A 22,301-nucleotide genomic window follows, 5' to 3' on the forward strand; every position below is an offset into this window, starting at 1 on the left:
CGGAACGTCATGGCGGCATCCATGGACCAATCCCCAGTCCCGGATTCAGCGGATTCGAAGGCGACCGTCGCCCGGCTCAGCCAGGTCTCTTTCTCCTATGACGGAGGCCGGACCTGGGCCTTGGACCACCTGTCCATGGAAGTGCGTGCAGGCGAACATCTGTGCATCCTGGGAGCAAATGGTTCCGGCAAATCCACTCTGGGAAGCATCCTCTCGGGTGCGACGGCACCTGACCACGGCCAGGTCGAGCTTATGGGCCGATCCGTCTGCTCCGATACGCCGGGTCAGGGCCGACATATCGATACTGAGGCCTACCGACAGGCACGGCGGAGCATCGGCATGGTCTTTCAGAACCCTGAAGACCAGATCGTAACCACCGTTGCCCAGGACGATGTGGCTTTTGGACCCGAAAATCTGGGCATGCCCCGCCAAAAGATGCTTTCCTGTGTCCCAGCGGCCCTGAAGCAGGTAGATCTGCAGACGCGGATGAATGATAATCCCACCCGCATGTCTGGCGGGCAGCAGCAACGACTGGCCCTGGCCGGCAGCCTGGCCATGAATCCAAACATGATGGTGCTGGACGAACCTGGCGCCATGCTCGACGCGGCCGGTCGACAGGAGATCCAATCAATTCTGCGTCGGCTGACGGCCCAGGGCACAGCTGTCGTCCACATCACCCACCTGCTCGAGCAGGCCAGGCATGCTGATCGGGTCCTCGTGCTTGACCATGGGCACATCCTGGCTTCAGGAAACCCGGTCCGGATTCTGGACGGACAAAACCTGCCTGTCCTTGCCCGCGAAGATGCCCAGCAGGCAGGCAGCGAACCGGATCGGAATAGATCAAGCCAGAGCGCGACGATACATGCGGATACGAAATCTACGGTCGGCGATCGGGCTGATACTATGGTCAAACTCTCGGGCGTCTCCTACAGCTTTCCCGATGCCGACGGCCAAGCGCTCAGCCATGTGAGTCTGGAGTTGGCGGCAGGACAGACCCTGGCCATCATCGGGCGTAACGGATCCGGCAAGTCCACACTGGCCAGGCTCATCTGCGCCCTGGCCACTCCCGACAGCGGGTCCATCCAGGTGGCCGGCCTGCCCCTGGCCGGACCCGACCGGCCCAAGGCCAGGCATCTGCGGCGCCAGAATCTGAAGCTGCTGCGCCAACGGGTCGGCTATGTCATGCAATACCCCGAACATCAGCTTTTTGCGGATTCTGTTGCCCAGGACATCGCCTATGGTCCACACAACCTGGGCTACGGGCCCGAACAGGTGCAGCATCGGGTGGATGAAGTCATGAAGCTCTTGGGCATCAGTGATCTGGCCGACCGCTCCCCCTTCGACCTCTCGGGGGGCCAGCGGCGCCTGGTGGCCATCGCCGGAGTCGTGGCCTGCAGCCCGCAACTGCTGGTTTTGGACGAGGCCACTGCCAGTCTCGACCCCCAGGCCTGCGCACGCATCATGACACTGCTTCGAGTGCTCCATCGGCGCGGTGTCACCATCGTCATGAGCACGCACGCCGATCGTGAGGCCCTGGGCCTGGCCGACCAGACCCTGCTCCTGGAGCATGGAGAAACACTGGCCTATGGGCCTGCTGCTGAAGTCGTGAAGCGCTACCATCAACTGCTGGCAACAGAAGCAGCGGAGAAGGAAACCAATCGCACTCAGACCGACCAGAAACCCCTGTCCTTGCTGGCAAGACTTGACCCGCGAGCCAAGCTGGCAACCTTCCTCCTAGCCATGTTCACCGCCTTCGCTATCTCCACGCCAAGGCAGCTTGTTCTGGCGCTGGTGGTCACTGTGGGTCTCTTTGCCGCCGCCCGGGCCCCACTGCGTTCCATCATGAACTCGGTCAAAGGCTTTCTGGCCCTCATGCTTCTGCTGGCCCTGTTCAATCTTTTGGTCACGCAAACCGGCCGGAAATTGGCTGCCTGGGGCCCATTCGTGCTGACCACTGGCGGCATCTGGGTGGCCGTACTCTATGCCTGCCGCTTTATGCTGATTATCTTTCTGGGAGCGCTCCTAGTGGAGACCACCACGCCGACGCAGATGACCGATGCCTGTGAATCCCTGCTGAGCCCACTGTCAAAGCTGGGCATACACACCAATGAGATTGCTCTGGTCCTTTCATTGGCCCTGCGTTTCATCCCCACCTTGGGACGTGAAGTTCAGGCCATCGTTGAGGCCCAGGCCGCCCGCGGCGGATCCATCGAGTCCGGCTCGCTCTCGCAACGCCTGCATGCAGCCATAGCCATCACAGTCCCCGTCTTCGCCGGAGCCCTGCGCCACGCTGATAACCTGAGCCGGGCATTGGACGCCCGGTGCTATGAGGGCAGCCGTCAAGAACGCACCCACTACCGATTGCTGCGACTGGGCAGGATGGACATCCTGTTCATCGCTCTCATGTCCCTCTACCTTCTGGCCCTGCTGCTACATCCCCTGTTCTGAGCAGTCAGGGCCGCGTCAAGCACTTAGTCCATGCCTGGCTTAAGTGCTCCATCCCGCAACCATCTGAGTCCTTGACTACTTAAGCAAACGAGCCGTTGTGAATGGAAGGCTGACCTGGGAACGCTGGGGTCAGTCGCTGTCAACTTCATCGCTGCCTCGAAGCTGATATAAGAAAACGATCGAGCCCTTCGACGGACTCGTAAGGCAAGGCGAATGCGGAGCTCACTCTGCCAACAGACACTATATATTTCAAGCGATGCTTCACGAACGATATTGCAGAGATCAGCACCGATCCTCGGCAGCATCAAATAAGCGGGGCTGGAGCACTATCCAAGTGCTCCAGCCCCACTTCAGTCAGCCGCGTCAGGCATTAACCATGTATCTCAGTCACCAGCAGGCGAACTCTGGCCAGACTGCTCAGGACCCTGGCCATCCTGGCTCTGGCCGTCAGCCTCGCCTACTGGCGGAACATCAGCCTCGGAAGAACCGACCGAAGCTCCAACCAGTTCGGGCTTCTGGTCCTGTCCATCAGCGGAGCTGGCCGCATGCCTGGGTCCCTCAAAGGGCTTGCCGGTGAAGGTGAACTCGCCCAGGATGCCCTCGCCTTCGGCATCAACCTGAACGGACTCATTGTCTGTAAGCTCACCCATGAGGATCTTCTCGGAGACGGCATCCTCAATGTCCCGCTGTATGACGCGGCGCAGAGGCCGGGCACCCAGAAGCGGATCGAAGCCCTTTTCAGCCAACAGGTCCTTGGCCTTGTCGGTCAGGTCCAGGGACATGTGACGCTCGAAGAGACGATCGTTGAGCTGGGTGATGTCCAGATCGACGATCTGACGAACCTGGGGTTCAGTCAGCTGCTGGAAGACGATGATGTCATCCAGGCGGTTCAGGAACTCGGGCCTGAACTGCTGCTTGAGCTCGCTGGTCACCTGGTCCTTCATCCGCTGATAGGAGGTCTCGGTGTTGCCGCTCACGTTGAAGCCGGTGTTGGCCGCCTTGGCGATGTCGCGGGTTCCCAGGTTGGTGGTCAGGATAATGATGGTGTTCTTGAAGTCCACCATACGACCCTGTCCATCAGTCAGATGACCGTCGTCCAGCACCTGCAGAAGGGTGTTGAAGATGTCCGGATGAGCCTTCTCGATCTCGTCGAAAAGGACCACGGAGAACGGCTTGCGCCTGACCTTCTCGGTCAGCTCGCCACCCTCTTCGTATCCCACGTACCCTGGAGGTGCGCCGAAGAGACGAGAAGTGGAGTATTTCTCCGAGAACTCGGACATATCCACCCGGATCAGGGCATCCTCATCATCAAAGAGGAACTGGGCCAGCGCCTTGGCCAGCTCGGTCTTGCCCACGCCGGTGGGGCCAGCGAAGATGAAGGAACCTGCGGGACGCTTGGGATCCTTGAGACCCACTCGGGTGCGACGGATGGAGCGGGACAGGGCGGAGACAGCCTCATCCTGGCCGATAATCCGCTTGTGCAGCTCCTTCTCCATACCCAGGAGCTTCTTGGACTCGGCCTGAGTCAGCTTGAAGACCGGGATGCCGGTGGTTGAGGAGACCACCTCAGCGATTACATCCTCGTCGACAACCATCTTGACGTCGGACTCGCCCTCGTGCCAGGCCTGCTCCTTCTCCTTGCGCTCGGCCTCCAGCTTCTCCTGGCTGTCGCGCAGCTGAGCGGCCTTCTCGAAGTCTTGGTCCTTGATGGCCTGGTCCTTCTGAGCGGAGATACGATCCACCTTGGCGTCCAGCTCCTTGAGCTCCGGCGGTGCAGTCAGCCGCTTGATGCGCAGACGAGCGCCGGCCTCATCGATCAGGTCAATAGCCTTGTCAGGCAGGTTCCTGTCCTGAATATAGCGCGCAGAGAGCTCGGCCGCCGACTGCAGAGCCTTGTCAGTGATAGTGACGTGGTGATGATGCTCATAGCGGCCGCGCAGGCCCTTGAGGATCTCGATGGTCTGGGCGATAGTGGGCTCAGAAACCTGGATCGGCTGGAAACGCCGCTCCAGGGCTGCATCCTTTTCGATGTACTTGCGGTACTCGTCGGTAGTGGTTGCTCCGATTGTCTGCAGTTCGCCGCGGGCCAGCAGAGGCTTGAGCATGTCAGAGGCTCCCAGAGCCCCGTCAGCCGAACCTGCGCCGACGATGGTATGGATCTCATCGATGAAGAGAATGATGTCGCCCCGGGTCTTGATCTCCTTGAGCACCTTCTTCAGGCGCTCCTCGAAGTCGCCCCGGTAGCGTGAACCGGCCACCATGGAGCCCAGATCCAGCGAGTAGACCTGCTTGCCCTTGAGTGTCTCGGGCACATCGCCTTCGTGGATCTTCTGCGCCAGACCCTCGACCACGGCGGTCTTACCTACACCGGGCTCTCCGATCAGCACAGGGTTGTTCTTGGTCCTCCTGGACAGAACGACCATGACCCGCTCAATCTCGTTGGCTCGGCCGATGACCGGGTCCAGCTTGCCTTCAGCGGCTTCCTGGGTCAGGTTCCTGCCGAACTGGTCCAGGATGGCTGAACCGGTCTGTCCGCTCTTGTTGGAAACGCCACCGGCGTTGGCCAGATCGCCCTTGCCGGCATCGCCCCCCTCGTGGCTGCCGCGAATCATGTCAATAGTGGCGGTCCGCAGATCGCCCAGGTCCACGCCCATCTTGATCAGCACCTGGGTGCCGACACCTTCACCCTCGCGGATGAGTCCTAGCAGAATGTGCTCAGTGCCAATGTAAGAGTGTCCCAGCTGAAGCGCCTCACGCAACGACAGCTCCAGGACCTGACGGGCGTGCGGCGTAAATGGGATGTGCCCATTGGGAACCGCATTGCCCTTACCGATCATCTCCTCTACCTGTTTGCGGGTGGCATCCAGTTCCACGCCCTTGGAGGCCAGGGCCTTGGCGGCGACACCGTCACCTTCCCTGATCAGGCCCAGGAGGAGGTGCTCGGTGCCGATGTAATTGTGCTGCAGAGTGCGGGCCTCTTCCTGCGCCAGCACAATCACCCGCCGCGCACGGTCGGTAAACCGTTCGAACATACTTGTCCTTCCCTTTGATCCGTAATTCACTCTACAGATTTACGGTGACGTTTATTCTCGGCCCACCGGGGATTGCGCTCTGAACGCAACGAGGCCTTGGAATCACTCCTCTGAGCCGTCTTCCGACTGCATCTGCTCCATGAGTTCCACCTCAGGGCGCTCCTCGCGAGGCTTCTGCCTGACCACATCAATATGAAGATCGTCATAGGCCGGCTGGGACTGGACCCAGAGATGGGACTCCTCCTGGGGCTCGATCTCGGAATGCTCCCCGCAGCCATGATCCAGGGAGACCACACGCCCATCGTCCGGGCTCCAACGATTGGCACAGACGCCGAACATGGACCCCAGATCACCTGCCAGGGGAATCATGAAGCCGCAGGTCTCGCAGGCCTTGCCCTTGGCCGTTCGGGTCGACAGGGACTTGGGACCGTGCTGCCCCTCGTACCAGCGCTTGGCTGTGGCGGACCTGGCCTCGGCGGTCATCAAGTGCCGACGAGTCAGAGCGAAGCGGTCGACGGCCTCATCCAGGTCGTCGGAAGATGTCTGTGCACCGAAGGAAACCTGACCATCCGGTTCCTGCTCGCGAACGTCTTTTTCGTCACCTGAGCGGTCTGCCAGGCGGAAGACCGCACCGTCAGCATCAACCGGGGCAGATGCTTTCTGACCCTCTTCATTGTCCTCTGAGGTCGGCTGCACTTCAGAATTCTGAGGCCTAGCCTGCGCAGGCTTGTAGCCGGCCGTCAGTCTGGGGTCGGCGGGGTCGGTTCCCATGGCATCGGTCACGCTCAGATCCGAGGGCAGCAGGCGATCCTTCCAGGGAACCCAAGCCGGGGGCTGCAGGGCCGCATCGGTGGGCACCAGAGACGATTCATCCACAGTCCAGGTACCGGCATCCTCATCACGGTAAAGGGTGACCGACCACTGCCAGCCCTCGTAGCCCTTGATAGCCGAGGCGAACCGGTAGTCCCAGACTCCATCCCCGATCAGGGTGCGGTCGACCAGCCCACCAACCTCATCGCTGTCGGCAGCCACGCTTAGAGCTACCCGCCTGGCCAGTTCCTCAGGATCCAAGTCCTCTTGAACCATCTATCACACCTTCATCATCAGTGGGACCGGATCAACCGATCCTTGTCGGATTCTTCTCGCCGTCCACTCAGTCCGGCACGTCAAAGTCATCGGCCACAGCCCTCAGGAGGGTAGCCAGCTTGGCGGATTCGGCCCGACCTGGATAGTGGTGCCGACGCAGGCCATTGCCAGCCGAATCCAGCAGCTTGATCAGATCCTCCACGATGGCAGCCATATCGTCCGGATCAGGTCGCTTGGCACGCAGAATGGAGGGGGTCGGCCCCACCAGCTTCAGATCCAGGGCCTGGGGGCCCTTGCGTCCCTCAGCCACCGAGAACTCCACCCTGGATCCTTTGCGTATGGTGGATACCCCAGCAGGCAGGGCTGATGATGGCAGGAAGACATCCCCACCCTGTTCATCCGTGATGAACCCGAACCCCCGCTTGGCGTCATACCACCGTACTCTCCCGCTGGGCATGCTCTGCCACTTCCTTACGTTGCTTCTTGAACAGGTATATACGGAATCAGTCTACCTGACCTGGACAGTCAGGACGACCCATCTTGTCATAGGCGTACGGGACGGTTGGCGGCAGGATTAGCCTGATCCTCAACGCCTCCCTGATCCCGCCTGACGCCCTGGGGTATGACGATGGTGAAGGTCAAGCCGCCCCCCGGGGTCTGCGAGGCGCAGATGAACCCCTGATGGGCCTTGACAATGGATTGCACAATGGCCAGACCCAGCCCCGTGCCGCCCTTCTCCCGAGCCCTGGATGGGTCGGCAGTATAGAAGCGCTCGAAGAGCCTGGACCTGGATTCCTCCGGGACGCCCGGCCCGTGGTCGACCACGCGAATGACGGCATAGTCGGTGCCCACATGGCTGTTCTCTGCCACCTGGATCGCCTCAGTCAATCGTCCCAGAGAGGATTCAGCGGCCTCCAACCTTGTCAGATCCGCTGGAGCGATGGTCGCCTTGACCAGGCCCAATCCCACTCGAACCGGCGAATCAGATGGGGTGTAGCGGTGGATATTGCCCACGATATTGGTAATCACCTGACGCAGACGACTAGGATCGCCAGTCACCTGCACCGGGGGCAAGGGGCCCTCCTGAATGTCCAGGCTGACAGATGGACCCAGGTGCCCGCCCACGGTGATTTTCTCCTTGCTGCGCCCTTTGAGGCCTGGCAGACCCTTGTTGGCTGCGACCGGGACCTCCTGGGGGGCTGGCTGATCCTCGGTATGCAGGCATACCTTTCCTGTAGCCATTTGCCTGCCGGGGTCCAGTGCATGCAGGTCGTCCACCCCGTCTCGCACCAGTCCAGTCAAATCGACCGCCAGGGTCGGGTCGATTCCCCTGCCCTCATCCAGGCGGGCAAGCGAAAGCAGATCCGTGACCAGGACCGTCATCCTGGTGGAAGAGTCCTCGATGTGCTGAATGGACTTGTCAGCCCGCTCCAAAGCCCCTGGACAGTCGCGCTGCATCCTGTAAAGCTCTGCGTAGCCGTGGATGGCGGCCAGTGGGGTGCGCAGCTCATGGCTGGCATCTGAAACGAACTGTTTCATCTTCTCAGTGGTCTGGCGCTGCTCGTCGAAGGAATGCTCGATTCGCGTCAGCATGGCATTCAGGGATGCTGCCAGGGAACCCACCTCGGTATTCTCCGGGAAGCTGGGAATGCGTTGGGAAAGGTCGCCAGCCGCTATTTTTGCAGCACTCTTCTCGATGCGCTTGAGGGGAACCAGGGTGGACTGGATCAGCAGGACCGAGATGACGCCGCCCAGAAGGACCACCACGACGGAGATGATCATGCAGAAAGCCGTCAGATCATGCACAGCTTCGTCCTGGTCGCTCATGGACAGGCCGATGAAGAGCACGCCGCTGATTTCAGAATCGTCCAGTTCGTTATGCAGCTTCCACTGCATGGCCACCACCCGCCAAGGGGCCCGCGCTCGCTTCATGGTGTCCCGGTCGGGCGAGGCCTGCTGAGGGACGCGCACATAGGCCGGCACCGTGGTCGGCTGGCCCATGGGTATCGAGCCCATGCCGCCGTCGGCTGGCAGCCGTGGGCGGGAGATGACCCCGTTGACCTGCATGGGATTCAGATCGTCCGAAATGATGTGCAGATCGTTGTCTCGTATCTGCAGGAAGTAATCGGTTGGGCCCAGGCCGTTCTTGCTCAGATCCTCCTGGCGGAGAAGCGTGGCGTTGCGAATGCCCAGGTTGGCCTGGCGGATCAATTGCGAGTCTGTGCGTTTCATCAGATAGTCGTCGGCCATCTGGCAGATGGCTACAGAAACGCCCACCGTGCCCACGATGAGCAGGATGAGCATGCTGGCCACAAGTTTGGTGCTTAGGGGGATAGCAGCCAGAGGCGACCTAGGCATGGAGCGACCCCTCGGTTTGCTGGAGCCGGATGCCTTGCCAGAGCCCGAACCCATGAAGACCTTGGACCTGTCAGCCGCCCTCGGGTCGGGAGCGGCCGATGGTTCTGCCTTGAGGGTCGGATCCTGGGGACTAGTCGCCATCGCCGCCATCCGATGCATTCTGCCTGGGTGCCCGAATCATGTAGCCGATGCCCCGCTTGGTCTCGATCAGCGGAGTGACCTTGCGCTCACCACCGTGTCCGTCACCGACGGTGATGCCATCCACCTTCTTGCGCAGGTAGGAGATGTAGGATTCAACAATGGCCGCATCGCCGCCCCAGTCGTACTGCCAGACATGGTCCAGGATCTGGGCCTTGCTGAGCACACGACCCTCGTTGTCCATCAGGTAGCGCAGCAGCTTGTATTCGGTCGGGCTCAGGTCGATGGGTCGGCCGGCCCTGGTGACGTCGTGGGAATCCTCGTTGATCTCCAGATCGCCCACGCGAATGATCGGATCGTCCTCCTGGTGCTCGCGGGTCCTGCGCAGTATGGCCTTGATCCTGGCCACAACCTCCTCCAGGCTAAAAGGCTTGGTCACGTAATCGTCGCCGCCCACAGTCAGCCCCATGACCTTGTCCTGAGTGTCATCCCTGGCGGTCAGGAAGAGCACCGGCGCATCGATTCCCTCCTGACGGATGCGTGAGGTGACCGTGAACCCATCGATGTCAGGCAGCATGACATCCAGGACAATCAGATCTGGCTGGATGCGCTCAATGACCTGAATGGCCTCGGAGCCGGATGCCGCGGTCTCGACAGCAAATCCCGCGAAGTGCAGGGATGCCACCAGCAGATCCCTGATGGACGGTTCGTCGTCAACCACGACCAGTTGTGCTTGCGTCGGTTTGCTCATAGCTTCAGCTTGCCGCCTCATTCTGGGTATTGTCTGAAAGTTCCCTGACCGTCTTTGCCGGTTTTGGTCCTTTCTTCGCTGAGCCGGACTTGCGATGATGAGCCCCGGTTCGGCTGCTGCGACGCCACCAGATCGCCACGGCCACGACCAGAATGACCAGGACCACAGCCGTCACCGAAAGAGCGACGATCATGATTCGGTGATGCCGTTGGTTTTGCTTCAGGGTCTCTACCTGAGTCATCATAGCCTTGGCCGAGCCTACCCAGTCAGGATTCCGGCCCTTGGTGACCGGCTCCAGAGCAGCCTGCGAGAGCTGATCCACACTGGATTGATCCCTGAGCCAGGCCTGCGAGTTGCTGGAGACCGCCACGACCAATTTGCCGTCCTGAGAGGCCACGGCCAGCATAACGGTGTCGTGGGCGGGCTTCATCGATTCGAGCACTCGGGATGCCCATGTCTCCGGCTTAACGCCCGCATAGAAATGCGGCAGGTAGAGCAGTCGGACCGATACTCCAGTTTGCTGTGAAGTCTCCTCGATTGCATCCTTGACGGAGCCTACATCAGAACCCAGCAGATTCTGCGGATCGGTGATGGTGTCGGTCATGGTCCCGGCCCCTGTCTGAGGTTCATCGGCAAAAGCCCTGGTCGGTCCAAGGATTCCGACCGTCAAAACCATCAAGAGCAGGAGGGCCAGAACCCGCTTCACGGCCGGGAGACTGAACGGACCCGCCTTGTGGAGGGGAGCTCGTTCGACCACATGGGTCTGCGCGCGGGGCGACTGCATGAACACTGTCATAGTGTCCACAGTAGCGGTTGACGGCGTCGGACTCCCCCACCATCACCGCCATTCACGGAAAGGACAACCATGACACGGTTCCAAGTTGATTCGGATCAGATACAGACAGCCTCCGGCGCAGTCAGCGGCTCGATAGGGGCCATCAGAGATGCCGTGGCGGGAATGTACACCAATCTGGACAATCTCCAAAGCGTCTGGCAGGGCTCGGCAGCCAGCCAATTCGCCACGGTGGCCCAGCAGTGGCGCGCCTCGCAGGCCCAGATGGAGCAGGCGCTTGAAGGAATCCAGGCAGCCCTGACCCAGGCCTCGGCGCTCTACGCGGACACTGAGGCCCAGGCCACCCGCCTCTTCGCCGGAGCCTGAATGCCTGGCTAAGATACATGCAGGCAGCTCGATGCTGTTCGACCAAGGCATATTCATTGCTTACCGAGTCCAGAGCCGACAATCATATGGAAAGGCCGAATATGACAGAGACAGGGGCCTGCGCACCATTGTCCGGTGCGCAGGCCCCTGTCCTTGGCGATCACCCGGTTCAGCCGAAAGTCCGGCCGAACCTCAAGGGATCAGTAGCCCATATCACCCTGAGGCTGAGCGGCAGCAGGTGCCGGAGGCTCAGGCTTGTTGGCCACGACAGCCTCGGTGGTCAGGAAGAGCCCAGCGATGGAGGCAGCGTTCTGCAGGGCAGAACGGGTGACCTTGACGGGATCGGCCACGCCGGCCTCCAGCAGGTCCTGGTACTCGTTGTTGGCTGCGTTGAAGCCCTGGCCTGTAGGCAGTGAACGAACCTTGTTGATGACCACGTCACCGGAGACGCCACTGTTCTCGGCAATCTGCTTGATGGGGGCCTCAATGGCGCGGAAGACAATGGAGGCGCCGGTGGATTCGTCGCCGTCCAGCTTGACATCCTTCTCGGCCTTGGCAGCAGCCTGAACCAGGGCCACGCCGCCTCCAGGCAGCAGACCCTCTTCGATGGCGGCCTTAGCGTTACGGACAGCATCCTCGATGCGGTGCTTGCGCTCCTTTGCCTCGACCTCGGTGGCTGCGCCGACCTTGATGACGGCCACGCCGCCGGCCAGCTTGGCCAGCCGCTCCTGCAGCTTCTCACGGTCGTAGTCAGAATCGGTGTTCTCAATCTCGGTACGAATCTGGCCCACGCGGGCGGATACCTCGTCCTTGGAACCGCCACCGGAGACGATGGTGGTCTCATCCTTGGAGACGATGACCTTCTTGGCAGTGCCCAGCACGCTCATGTCGATGGAGTCCAGCTTGAGGCCGAGCTCATCGGAGACAACCTGTGCGCCGGTCAGAATGGCCATATCCTGCAGCATGGCCTTGCGGCGATCGCCGAAACCGGGAGCCTTGACGGCGCAGGAGTTGAAGGTGCCGCGGATCTTGTTGAGGATCAGAGTGGGCAGCGCCTCGCCGTCCACATCCTCGGCCACGATCAGCAGGGGCTTGCCGGTCTTCATGACCAGCTCGGCGATGTGGACCACGTCCTGCTGGCTGGAGACCTTGCCCGAGGTCAGCAGAATGTAAGGATCATCCAGAACAGCGGTCTGGTCATCATTGTTGGTGACGAAGTAGGGAGCGATGTAGCCCTTGTCGAAACGCATGCCTTCGGTGAACTCCAGGTCCAGTCCGAAGCGGTTGTTGTCCTCGACGGTGACCACGCCGTCCTGGCCGACCTTGTCCAGAGCCTCGGCGATCTCATTGCCGATCTCGGGGTCGCCTGCAGAGATGGTGGCGGTGGCGGCAATCTGGTCCTTGGTCTCGACTTCCTTGGACTGAGCCACGAGCTCCTTGACGATGGCGTCGGCAGCCTTCTCGATGCCGCGGCGCAGGGCGATGGGGTTGGACCCGGCAGCCACGTTCTTCAGACCCTCATGCACCAGGGCCTGGGCCAGCACGGTGGCGGTGGTGGTGCCGTCTCCGGCGACGTCATCAGTCTTCTTGGCGACTTCCTTGACCAGCTCGGCGCCGATGCGTTCGTAAGGATCCTCCAGATCGATCTCCTTGGCGATGGAGACGCCATCATTGGTGATGGTCGGCGCGCCATAGGACTTGTCCAGCACGACATTGCGGCCCTTGGGGCCCAGCGTGACCTTAACTGTGTCGGCCAGCTTGTCCAAGCCGGCAAGCATGCCCTGACGAGCTTCCTCGTCATACTCGATAATTTTTGCCATTGTTGCTTCCTCCGTCATGGCTTGAGGTTTCATGACCCACCGTCAGCGTGGAACGGAACCCGACCGTCAGCTGTCGCGTTATCACTCCCACACCTCGAGTGCTAATTCAGCAGATTAGCACTCGATGGGGCCGAGTGCCAACCCACGGGGAAAATACGCTGCAGGCTGTACGTCATATTTGCCCTGGCATATCGGTTGCGCCGACAGATAATCCACACCCTGCACGGTCCTGGCTCAGTATCTGGGTATAGGCGACGTGCCAAAAAAGCCATAAAAAAGGACCCCGAAATGACCGGGGTCCACCATGACGAATACAGAAGACGACAATCAGAGTTTGGTGACCTTGGTTGCCTGCAGACCCTTGGGGCCCTGCTCCACCTGATATTCGACCTTATCTCCCTCATCAAGGGTCTTAAAGCCATCGGACTGAATGGCCGAGTAGTGCACGAACACGTCCTCGCCGCCATCGTCGGGATTGATGAATCCGTAACCCTTGCCAGCGCTGAAGAATTTCACAGTGCCTTGTGCCATAACTAACTTCCTTAACATAGGTGCCGCGTCACAACAGATACGAGACTGACCGCATCTGCCTGGTCGGCAAGGTCAGTTTAGGCCTACTTATGGGGCAATTGCAAAACGCCGAGCCAAAATTCGCGATGTTTTGCCGTCATATTGCTTCCGCTGCCCGGTTGCCGAACCTCACTGCATGAGGATGGCTTCCACCGGAGTGGAGGCCACAGAGGACTGCTCCACCTGGGTGATGCCCATCAGCCTGGCAACCTCCTGAGCGGTGGCCTTGTCGGCCTCGTCACGGTAACGGACCATGCTTACGCCAGGCAGGGAACCCTGGGGGTTGGACGCTGTGACCGCAGTATAACCGGCATTGACCAAAACTTGGCGCTTCTTGCCGGCATAGCCGGTGACCCTGGTTCCATTGATGACGGTGACCCGCGTGCCCCGGTTGACCACAGGAGCCGGGCTGCTGCTGGAAGCGCTTGCTGAAGGCGACTGGGAGGAAGGCTCGGAAGTTTGTTCCTGTGAGGCTTGATCGGTAGCGGTAGTGTTGCTTGAAGCCGAAGAGGAGGCTGAACGCTTCGGCAGATGGCTGCTGATGACCCTGGAGGCTTCAGTGTGCGTCTGCTGCCAGGGCAGGGAGCCGCTGACCGCAGCCCATACACCTAGACCGCACAGCACTGCCAAGACAACTACCAGCAGGTAGGGCAGAGCCCTGACCGACAGGGAACGAGGCCCGCGATGCACGCCGACCGGCCCCTTGGGAGGGTTGTCGAACGCATCATGAACCTGAGGGCGCGCCTGCGTCCCATTGTCGCGCGTGCTAGCCATGAACTCTCCTCTGCTCCACAGGATCCTGAACCATTATAAGTAATGCGTCGCCGGGTCAACAATCAACTGACCATTCGACGTCCTCCGCCAACCTGGAATAACCAAGGCAGTCCTGACCAGCCCATATTGCCAAGCGATATAGTGACCTTATGAACAGCAGCCAGCCAATTGCCACAACCTCCCCTGAGCCGACGAACCGAACCGGTACCAACCCTCCGACCATAGCAGGAGGCCAGGGCCGAACCCAGCGCAAACCTTTGAGCGCTCTGGTGGACCCCGGCTGGGCCCGTGCTCTGGCACCCGTCGAGCCCAACATTCACCGAATGGGCGACTTCCTCAGATCCGAGCTGGCCCAGGGTCACCGCTATCTGCCTGCCAGCAAGAACATTCTGCGCGCCTTCACCATCCCCTTCGACTCCATCAAGGTCCTGATCGTGGGCCAGGATCCCTATCCGACTCCCGGCCATCCGGTGGGCCTGAGCTTCTGCGTGGACCCTGCAGTCAGCCCCATCCCCGGCTCCCTGCGCAATATCTACGCCGAGCTGAGCACCGACCTGGGCCTTCCCACGCCCTCCAACGGTGATCTGACACCTTGGACCAGGCGAGGGGTCATGCTGCTCAACCGCTGCCTGACTGTGCGGGTAGGCAAGCCGGCCAGCCACCGGAACAAGGGCTGGGAGGAGATAACCGACGCCGCCATACGAGCTCTGAACGACAGACGCGACCAGGAGGGCAAGGTTCGGCCCCTGGTGGCTATTCTTTGGGGAAGACAGGCGCAGAGCCTCGAGCCCCTGTTGACCAACGCTGCCATCATCAAATCCCCGCATCCCAGCCCCTTGTCGGCCCGGTACGGCTTCTTCGGCTCCCGTCCATTCTCCAAGGCCAACCAAGCGCTGGAGGCTATGGGCGCCGAGCCGGTGGACTGGTCGCTGACCTGAGCCCTGCTGGCTGAATCGTCAGGAAATGCCGTTACCATGTCTGCTATGGCATTATTCCCACCTCGACCCAGTCAGTCCCCATCTGTTCAACCCAGTCAGGATCGGCAGGTTCCTCCAATCAGCCAGGACGACCTGCAACGTTGCCGTCAGTTGGCCGACCGGATCCGGACCCGCTTTTCAAGGACTCTGGTAGGCCAGGAGAAACTGCGCGAGGCCCTGATCCTGACGCTGGTGGCCTCGGGACACATCCTGATCGAATCTGTGCCCGGCCTGGCCAAGACCACTGCCGCCCAGACCCTGGCCACCTCGGTCTCCGGCAGCTTCAAGCGGATCCAGTGCACGCCCGATCTGATGCCCTCGGATCTGGTAGGCACCCAGGTCTACGACTTCTCCACACAGCGCTTTTCAACACAGCTGGGCCCCATCCACGCCAACTTCGTCCTCCTGGACGAGATCAACCGCTCCAACGCTAAGACGCAGTCAGCCATGCTGGAGGCCATGGCCGAGGGTGCCACCACAATCGGCGGCGAGCGCATAGCCCTGCCCCGGCCCTTCATGGTGATCGCCACCCAGAACCCCATTGAGGAAGAGGGCACATACAACCTGCCCGAGGCCCAGATGGACCGGTTCATGCTCAAGGCCGTCATGACCTATCCTGATGCCGACCAGGAGACACGAATGCTGCAGATGCTGACCAGCCGCGGCACCGATATGCCCGGCAAGGACGATCGTGATGCGCTGACCATCCCCGATGTGGACTTCCTGAGGCAGAAGGCCCGGCAGGTTCACGTGGCGCAGCCCATCATGCGATATGCGGTCGATCTGGCAGCCACCAGCAGGGGGGCTGGATCGCGACCCATCCAAGGGCTGGCAGAGCAGGTCAGGCTGGGAGCCAGTCCGCGCGCCTCCATCGCCCTGGTGCGCATCGGCCAGGCCAGAGCCCTGCTGACAGGCAGGGATTACGTCATTCCCGAGGATTTGAAGGCTTGGGCCCATTCGGTGCTCCGCCATCGGATCCTGCTGACTTTCGAGGCCCAGGCCGACGGCGTCAGCAGCGACGACATCATTGACCAGATCGTCGATACGGTGCCGGTGCCATGAGCCGTCGACGCTCGGATCAAGACCCAGTCCGCAGGCGGATCGAGTCCTTGGACACCAGCCTGCGGCTTCCCACGGTGCGCAGGGCCCTGGGTCTGCTGGAGGGCGAGCACTCCTCTGGCCGTCGCGGCGGCGGGGACGAGCGAGCCGACCTACGCGCCTACGAGTTCGGCGACGAAACCCGCATGATCGACTGGCACGCCAGCGCTCGGATGGGCCGCCCCATGGTGGTGGAGCGCGAGCGGCTGGCCACCAGCAGGGTCTGGCTGCTGCTGGATGTCGGCCGCGAGATGTCGGGAACATGCCCTGACGGAGAGCGGGCCATCCAGGTGGCGGCCAACGCCCTGTGCATGTTCGCCTCCCTCTGCCTGCGCCGCAGCGATGAAGTGGATCTGGTCCTGGTCGATTCTTCCGCCATCCGCCGCATACCCTGCCAGGGCGGCTTCGCCCGATTCGAGCAGACCCTGGACCAGGCTCTGGAGTCACCGCTGGATCAGCCGCGCAACCTTGAAGCCCTGCTGGGCTACGCCGCCGGCATACGGGACCGGCAGGCCATGCTGGTCATCGCCACCGACCAGTCGGCATTAAACGTTGACCTGATGCCGACCATCCGACGGTTGGCCGCCACCCACCCCTTGAACCTCATCGGAGTGGAGACCATGAATCCCCTGCGCCAGAAGCCGGCTATGGGCTCGGTAACTGATGCGCCCAGCGGACGGAAGGTCCCGGCCTTCCTGCGCACTGTGAACGGAACGCGGGCTGTGGACCTGCACAGACGCTACCAAATCGAGGCCTTCAGCCGGGAACTGTCCAGAGTCGGAGCCTCGCTGATCCGGGCCGACTCCAGCACAGCCATGTTCAACAGGTTCATCCACCTGCTTTCAGCCGGACGACCAGGCATCCCCATGCGACGGACGGTGATGGCGGCATGAGTGCTGTCGTCCTGATTCGCCTTGCATTCGGCCATAGTCGGATCAAGGTCATGCCCGCCATGACCCAGCCCACCTGGCTGCTGGCCCTGACGACGACTGCCATCATACTGACCCTGGCCCTGGCTGCTGCGGCCCTTCTCCTGCCCAAGTTCCGCCGTCAGCAGGAAGAGCGCCCAGCCCAAGCGGGCTCCGACTCCCGCGAAGTATGGCTTCAGCAAATCGATCGGGTGGTGGCCCAGCACGACAACGGCCATCTGGACCGCGACCAGGCCATGACGGCACTGGCCGCCATCGCTCGTGGATTTGCCTCTCGCTCTTGGAACAGCGACATGAAGTCCAAGACTTTGGCCGAAATCCAGGCCCAGCCCCGTACGCCGAATACACGGAAGGGCCTGGACCTGCTTCGACAGACCATAGACGCCCTCTATCCGCCTGAATTCGCCCTTCCCCGGGACAGCGCGGGAACCGACGCCACGGTGGCTCAGGCAGCTGACTGGGTACGGGATTTGATTGGACGGTGGCCGCGATGAGCATAGGCAATCTGTCCTGGAGGTGGCCCTGGCTGCCGGTTCTGGCGCTGGTTCTGGCCCTGGCATTCGGCCTGCTGGCCTACCGTAAGACCCGTCATGGCAAGTCGGATCATGAACCGGCAGCCCTGGTCTGGACCTTGAACAGCGACTTGGACACCGAGGAGGGCCATGAGGCCCTGCGACGCTGGCGGCGATTGAACCGTTGCGCCGCAATTCTGCTCTCTCTGGCTCTGCTGTTGGCTCTGAGCCTGGCCGCAAGGCCTGCCCGTGTCGATCGGACATTGGAGCAAGGGCATAACCGCGATATTGTCCTATGTCTGGATGTATCCGGTTCTACCCTGCCATACGATCGGCAGGTAATTGCCTCCTACCTTGACTTGGTTCGCAACTTCCGGGGCGAGCGCATGGCCCTGAGCATCTTTAACTCCACCTCGCGTACCGTCTTCCCCCTGACCGACGACTACGACATGATCACCGCAGAACTGAGCAAGGCGCGGCGGATCCTGGACGGGGTGCAGTCCCAGGACCGCATCGATGCCATGAGCGGACGGCAGTACCAGGACATCAGCGACTGGCTGGAGGGCACGCAGAACCGCCGGGACACCACTTCACTCATCGGCGACGGGCTGGTGGGCTGCGCCGCGCTCCTTCCGCAATTCGCTCCCAAGGACCAGAGCGGACGGGCGATGGTCGGCCAACGGTCCAGCTCACTAGTCCTGGCCACCGATAACGTGGTCTCCGGCAAACCCACGTACACCTTGGAGGAGGCGCTTAAGCTCACTTCGGCCGCAGGCATCGCAGTGGACGGGCTCTATTCGGGACCGGACCAGGGCACCGAGGATGAGAGCACCCGGCAGATGCATCGGCTGATCGAAGCCCATGGCGGTATCTTCCTGCGACGTCAGGATGGGAATTCCATCAATGCACTGGTCCGCCGGATAGAGCATCGCCACGGAGCCGACCCCCACCAGCAGGAGCAGTCCAGCCTGGTGGATGCACCCGGCTGGTGGACCCTGGCCCTGGCTCTAGCGCTGTCGGGATATCTGCTCCTGGCCTGGAGGCTGAAGCGATGAACATAATCAAGCCCCTGACCTTTGAGCCTGCCCTGGGCTGGGTTGTCGGCGGCCTTCTGGCCGGTCTGCTGCTGCTCCTGGCCCTTGCGCTGGTCATCCATGGACTGCGCAAGGACCAGGATACGGATGCCGATCACTGGGCCCTGACACGACGCACTGCCATGGTCCTGATCCTGGCCCTCATGGTCCTGACCCCCAGCACGGTTAGCAAGACCACCAACAAAGCGGTCAACGCCACTGATGTCTTCATTGCGGTTGACGTGACCGGATCCATGGCGGTCAAGGATGCCGGATATGGCGATCAGGAAGGAATGAGCCGGCTGGAAGTGGCTCGGGCGGCCGTCCACGACCTGACTCGCATCTATCCCGATGCCTCCTTCTCGGCCTTGAGCTTCGGCGCCTCGACCAGCGTCGATCTGCCCCTGACACCCGACGTGCGGGCTGTGGATAGCTGGGCCAGGGGGCTGGCTGCAGAGCCCACATCCCGATCCTCCGGCTCCAGCCTGGATGCTCCGCTGGATCGCCTGAGCCTGGTTTTGAAGCAGACCAGGGATCGGCATCCCGATGACCGAATTCTGCTCTACCTGATCAGCGACGGCGAACAGACCGGACCTGATGAACGGCGATCCTTCAGCGTTCTCAGGGAGGGATTGGACGATGCCTTTGTGCTGGGAACCGGCTCAGCCAAGGGCGGCATGGTGCCTGTGAGCTCCGATGCAGGCGGAAGCGATACCGACGGCTGGGTGACGGACCCCAAGACCGGGCAGCCGGGCATCTCCGCCATGGACCCGAAAACCCTCAAGGCCATGGCGGACGAGATGAGCGGCCACTACCAGGCCCTGGCCAAGGGAGCCACGGTACGCGAAGGGGCTGCTGCTGCGGCTTCCAAGCGCTACCGAGTGACCAAGGTCGACCAGGTCCGCCAGCATGTCACCCCGCTGGTCTGGCCGCTGGCTCTGGTGGAGCTGGTCCTGATCCTGATTGAAACGGGGCTCTGGATCCGCACTTCGAGGAGGCTGCTATGAGAAGGAAGTTCCAGCAGGGAGCAAGAAGCGGACGTGACTTGCGAGTGCGTTTGATCTTGGCTGGCTTAGCCTTGGTTGCAGCCTTGGCAGGAGCTTGGGGCCTGATCAACGTCAGGGCCATCGCCATCTACAACGAGGGCACGCACACGTTGAGCGCCAACGTCCGACAGGCTCAAAACCCCCAGGCCGATCCGGCATCCATCAAGGCTTTGCAGGACCAGGCCGAGCATCTCTTCGCCCAGGTCGAACGACCGGGGCTTCTGATTCTGCCACAGACCAGGCAGGCTGCCCAGGCCAACCGCGCCGCCAACGCTGCGCTGACCAGCAGCACGGAGCGTCTGTTCAAGAAGCAGAAGGCCGATAAGGCCCGGGACGGGCAGAACGGATCAGGCAAGGGCTCCTCCTCAGGGCTGACTGAGCGGCAGGAGGCCGAGGTGGAGGATCTGCTCAAACGCAGCCAGCAGCAGAGCGAACCGTCCGCCTCACCCACGCCAACGGGCAAGGCGAGCGACAACAAGGGTCAGGGGCAGAACGTCAAACCCTGGTGACCAGCCGCACAGCCTTTCGTATGAGTCATCCAAACGAATTGTTTTCCAGCAGATCAATTCCCGCGCAGACGAGCGTCTCCCGGCTATCAGACCGGCAGAATTAGCGGCAGATCAGTCCACAGCAGGATGAATCGGACCTCATTCGACCACATGGCCCTTTGGGGGTCATTTCAGGATGATTACCATGTTGTAGTAGAGACATGTCTAGGTCATCCTCATCACTGCCCGCCCTGAGTCCTTTCCTGGACCAGCCATCCTATCTGGCTGATCCAGAGGCGGCCCAAACCTGCCCCTGTCATGGACGGGCAGCCTGCTGTCGTGCCATGCTGTCCGACATGGCACGACAGTCGCGAACCACTCTGGTCCATCTGAGTGAATTAGCCGACCAGGCTCTGAGGATCGACTGGCAAGGGCGGGCCGCTGAAGCCTATCGGGCCCAGGTGCGGGCCATGGATGCCCTCTGCCAGGATCAGCGTATCCAGGCAGGGCGCACCCTGAATCTGATCGATCAAGAGAGCCGACCATGAAGCGGACGATCACCGCTGCTCCCGATGCCAATGGCTATACGCGCACCGAGCTGGACCATCTGCTCGGCATGGCGGACCGGCTCAACCAGGCAGGTGGCGCTCTGGCCACCATGCAGTCCCAATGGGTTTTGACCAATCAGGCTATCCGCAGAACCATGCCGGGAATGCCGGCCCTTCCTTGCGCCCGGGCTGCCGTGCCGCCGCCGGGCCACGCCCATCTGCCCCTGGATCTGATGGTGTCCTTCTGCAGTGACCAGGCCCAGGCCTGCGAAGACCTACGCACCCGCCTTCAGTCCGTAGCCGACAGGCTGACCAAGGCCTACGGGCTGTACTCGCAGGCTGAATCATTTATGGACCGGCTGATGAACTCCCTGATGTCCAAGGCCTTGACCGTCTTTCAGCGCATTGCCCCGTTCATGCTGGGATCCATCGGTTTGGGCCTGGGAATAGCCAAATTGACCGACCACCTGGACGCATCGCAATTCCAGGAATTGCTGGAAACCACTGCCAGCATCCAACAGCCCCTGCTGACCGCGGTCGCATCCAGCCTGTCCTCGGACCATCGCGATCCCATTGGCGGATTGGTCACCGGCCCCGGCCTGCTGATGCCTTTGATACTCGCTCATTTCCAGGGAGACCGAATCGCGATGGAACCTGTTCATCCGCAGAGCAAAGGACTGGGCGAGGCCCATGACATCGCCGGTGCTCTACACAACCTGGAGACTTTGGGATCCTGCCGGGACGGCATTCCATACGCCACAGTTGCCGTACAGCGTTATCGAAAGGCCGGCGGCAAAGACCACTGGCTGGTCTACATACCCGGCACCAGCTCCCATCTGGACTCCCCCATCGGATGGGCCCAGAACATCCAGCTCATGAGCGACAAGGCTTCAGTGCGCGACAGGGCGGCTTCTCTGCGCTTAGTTGACCAAGCCATGCGGGATGCGGGAGTGCGTCCGGACGATCCGGTCAGCCTGGTGGGCCATTCCCAGGGTGGCATCGTGGCCGCCACCATGGCTTCGGATCTTTCGGACCACTACAGTTTCGATCACATCGTGACCGTCGGCTCGCCCATCGCCCATCGCAAAATAGAGCCTGACACCTGGGTCACCAGCGTGGAGATGCGCGAAGAGCTGGTCTCCAGCCTTGATGGAGCCGACAATCCCTCCCGACCCAATCAGCTGACAGTCAGGGGAAAAGCGGGTGGACCTCCCCCTCCAGACGGGACACAGACCGGCCGGACAGTGACCACCGCTGGACCCGGCAAGGAATCCACCCACGGTATGGCCTACCAGCAGGCGGCCTGGGCTGATGCCCGAGATCAGAACTCACCAGCAGTACGACGACAGGACGACCACTTCACCCATGCCATCGAGGGCGATCTGCAGGAGACCCTCTACTATCGCGGCAGGCTACGGCGATGAGCGGGACACGCGGGCCCCCAGGAGCGCCCATGCCGGTTCCCGCTGGTTGACCCGGTCGTCTAGGCTGGAG

The 22,301-nt window shown here is 61.6% G+C and carries 19 protein-coding genes and 1 pseudogene; 11 read left to right on the forward strand and 9 right to left on the reverse strand.

Going from position 1 to position 22,301, the window contains the following annotated elements; translation table 11 throughout:
* Positions 1–21 precede the first annotated feature (21 nt).
* A complete protein-coding gene (locus GYM67_RS05930) occupies positions 22–2,448 on the forward strand; it encodes an energy-coupling factor transporter ATPase (RefSeq protein WP_220236049.1) in 2,427 nt (808 codons plus the stop codon).
* Positions 2,449–2,831: 383 nt separating this feature from the next.
* On the opposite strand, the gene GYM67_RS05935 is transcribed toward GYM67_RS05930, so the two are convergent.
* From GYM67_RS05935 to GYM67_RS05960, 6 genes and pseudogenes are all read right to left on the reverse strand, one after another.
* A complete protein-coding gene (locus tag GYM67_RS05935; protein WP_220236050.1) occupies positions 2,832–5,480 on the reverse strand; it encodes an ATP-dependent Clp protease ATP-binding subunit in 2,649 nt (882 codons plus the stop codon).
* Positions 5,481–5,612: 132 nt separating this feature from the next.
* Positions 5,613–6,566 (reverse strand): annotated as a pseudogene (locus GYM67_RS05940) (DUF3027 domain-containing protein); the annotation flags it as partial.
* Positions 6,567–6,633: 67 nt separating this feature from the next.
* On the reverse strand, positions 6,634–7,023 hold the full coding sequence (locus GYM67_RS05945; RefSeq protein WP_015022102.1) for a cold-shock protein: 390 nt from the start codon (positions 7,021–7,023) through the stop codon (positions 6,634–6,636).
* 86 nt (positions 7,024–7,109) lie between these two features.
* Positions 7,110–9,074 carry a sensor histidine kinase gene (locus GYM67_RS09345; RefSeq protein ID WP_309485622.1) on the reverse strand — a complete coding sequence of 655 codons (1,965 nt, stop codon included), beginning with the start codon at positions 9,072–9,074 and terminating at the stop codon, positions 7,110–7,112.
* Positions 9,055–9,813: a response regulator transcription factor gene (locus GYM67_RS05955; protein ID WP_220236052.1), complete on the reverse strand. Its 759-nt coding sequence runs from the start codon at positions 9,811–9,813 to the stop codon at positions 9,055–9,057. The genes GYM67_RS09345 and GYM67_RS05955 overlap by 20 nt, the downstream gene beginning before the upstream one ends.
* Before the next feature lie 4 nt (positions 9,814–9,817).
* The gene (locus GYM67_RS05960) at positions 9,818–10,609 is read right to left on the reverse strand and encodes a TPM domain-containing protein (RefSeq protein WP_220236053.1); all 792 of its coding nucleotides are present in this window, start codon (positions 10,607–10,609) and stop codon (positions 9,818–9,820) included.
* Positions 10,610–10,678: 69 nt separating this feature from the next.
* On the opposite strand from GYM67_RS05960, the gene GYM67_RS05965 reads away from it, so the two are divergent.
* Positions 10,679–10,972, forward strand: coding sequence for a WXG100 family type VII secretion target (locus GYM67_RS05965; protein ID WP_015022106.1), 294 nt, complete (start codon positions 10,679–10,681; stop codon positions 10,970–10,972).
* 200 nt (positions 10,973–11,172) lie between these two features.
* Here GYM67_RS05965 and groL read toward each other — a convergent pair whose 3' ends face one another.
* From groL to GYM67_RS05980, 3 genes are all read right to left on the reverse strand, one after another.
* A complete protein-coding gene (gene groL, locus GYM67_RS05970) occupies positions 11,173–12,792 on the reverse strand; it encodes a chaperonin GroEL (RefSeq protein WP_220236054.1) in 1,620 nt (539 codons plus the stop codon).
* A gap of 327 nt (positions 12,793–13,119) precedes the next feature.
* Entirely contained in the window at positions 13,120–13,323 is a 204-nt protein-coding gene (locus GYM67_RS05975) for a cold-shock protein (RefSeq protein ID WP_015022108.1), read from the reverse strand.
* A 168-nt stretch (positions 13,324–13,491) separates the two neighbouring features.
* Positions 13,492–14,136 (reverse strand): LytR C-terminal domain-containing protein, encoded by a 645-nt coding sequence (locus tag GYM67_RS05980; RefSeq protein ID WP_220236055.1) that lies wholly within the window; start codon positions 14,134–14,136, stop codon positions 13,492–13,494.
* A gap of 149 nt (positions 14,137–14,285) precedes the next feature.
* Between GYM67_RS05980 and GYM67_RS05985 the strand changes: the two genes are divergently transcribed.
* From GYM67_RS05985 to GYM67_RS06025, 9 genes are all read left to right on the forward strand, one after another.
* Positions 14,286–15,074: a uracil-DNA glycosylase gene (locus tag GYM67_RS05985; RefSeq protein ID WP_258561457.1), complete on the forward strand. Its 789-nt coding sequence runs from the start codon at positions 14,286–14,288 to the stop codon at positions 15,072–15,074.
* A 45-nt stretch (positions 15,075–15,119) separates the two neighbouring features.
* A complete protein-coding gene (locus tag GYM67_RS05990; protein ID WP_396019984.1) occupies positions 15,120–16,175 on the forward strand; it encodes an AAA family ATPase in 1,056 nt (351 codons plus the stop codon).
* Positions 16,172–17,104 (forward strand): DUF58 domain-containing protein, encoded by a 933-nt coding sequence (locus GYM67_RS05995; RefSeq protein ID WP_220236057.1) that lies wholly within the window; start codon positions 16,172–16,174, stop codon positions 17,102–17,104. The genes GYM67_RS05990 and GYM67_RS05995 overlap by 4 nt, the downstream gene beginning before the upstream one ends.
* Positions 17,101–17,634: a hypothetical protein gene (locus GYM67_RS06000; RefSeq protein ID WP_220236058.1), complete on the forward strand. Its 534-nt coding sequence runs from the start codon at positions 17,101–17,103 to the stop codon at positions 17,632–17,634. Before GYM67_RS05995 ends, GYM67_RS06000 begins: the two co-directional genes overlap by 4 nt.
* Positions 17,631–18,707, forward strand: a complete 1,077-nt coding sequence (locus tag GYM67_RS06005) for a vWA domain-containing protein (RefSeq protein ID WP_220236059.1) — start codon at positions 17,631–17,633, stop codon at positions 18,705–18,707. The genes GYM67_RS06000 and GYM67_RS06005 overlap by 4 nt, the downstream gene beginning before the upstream one ends.
* Positions 18,704–19,732, forward strand: coding sequence for a vWA domain-containing protein (locus tag GYM67_RS06010; RefSeq protein ID WP_396019985.1), 1,029 nt, complete (start codon positions 18,704–18,706; stop codon positions 19,730–19,732). The genes GYM67_RS06005 and GYM67_RS06010 overlap by 4 nt, the downstream gene beginning before the upstream one ends.
* Complete coding sequence (locus GYM67_RS06015) at positions 19,729–20,280, forward strand: DUF6466 family protein (RefSeq protein WP_220236060.1); 552 nt, start codon at positions 19,729–19,731, stop codon at positions 20,278–20,280. The genes GYM67_RS06010 and GYM67_RS06015 overlap by 4 nt, the downstream gene beginning before the upstream one ends.
* A gap of 200 nt (positions 20,281–20,480) precedes the next feature.
* Positions 20,481–20,807: a hypothetical protein gene (locus GYM67_RS06020; protein ID WP_220236061.1), complete on the forward strand. Its 327-nt coding sequence runs from the start codon at positions 20,481–20,483 to the stop codon at positions 20,805–20,807.
* Positions 20,804–22,231, forward strand: coding sequence for a PGAP1-like alpha/beta domain-containing protein (locus GYM67_RS06025; protein WP_220236062.1), 1,428 nt, complete (start codon positions 20,804–20,806; stop codon positions 22,229–22,231). Before GYM67_RS06020 ends, GYM67_RS06025 begins: the two co-directional genes overlap by 4 nt.
* The last annotated feature ends 70 nt before the right edge of the window (positions 22,232–22,301 follow it).

Source organism: Bifidobacterium asteroides, assembly GCF_019469425.1.
Lineage (GTDB): Bacteria > Actinomycetota > Actinomycetes > Actinomycetales > Bifidobacteriaceae > Bombiscardovia > Bombiscardovia asteroides_I.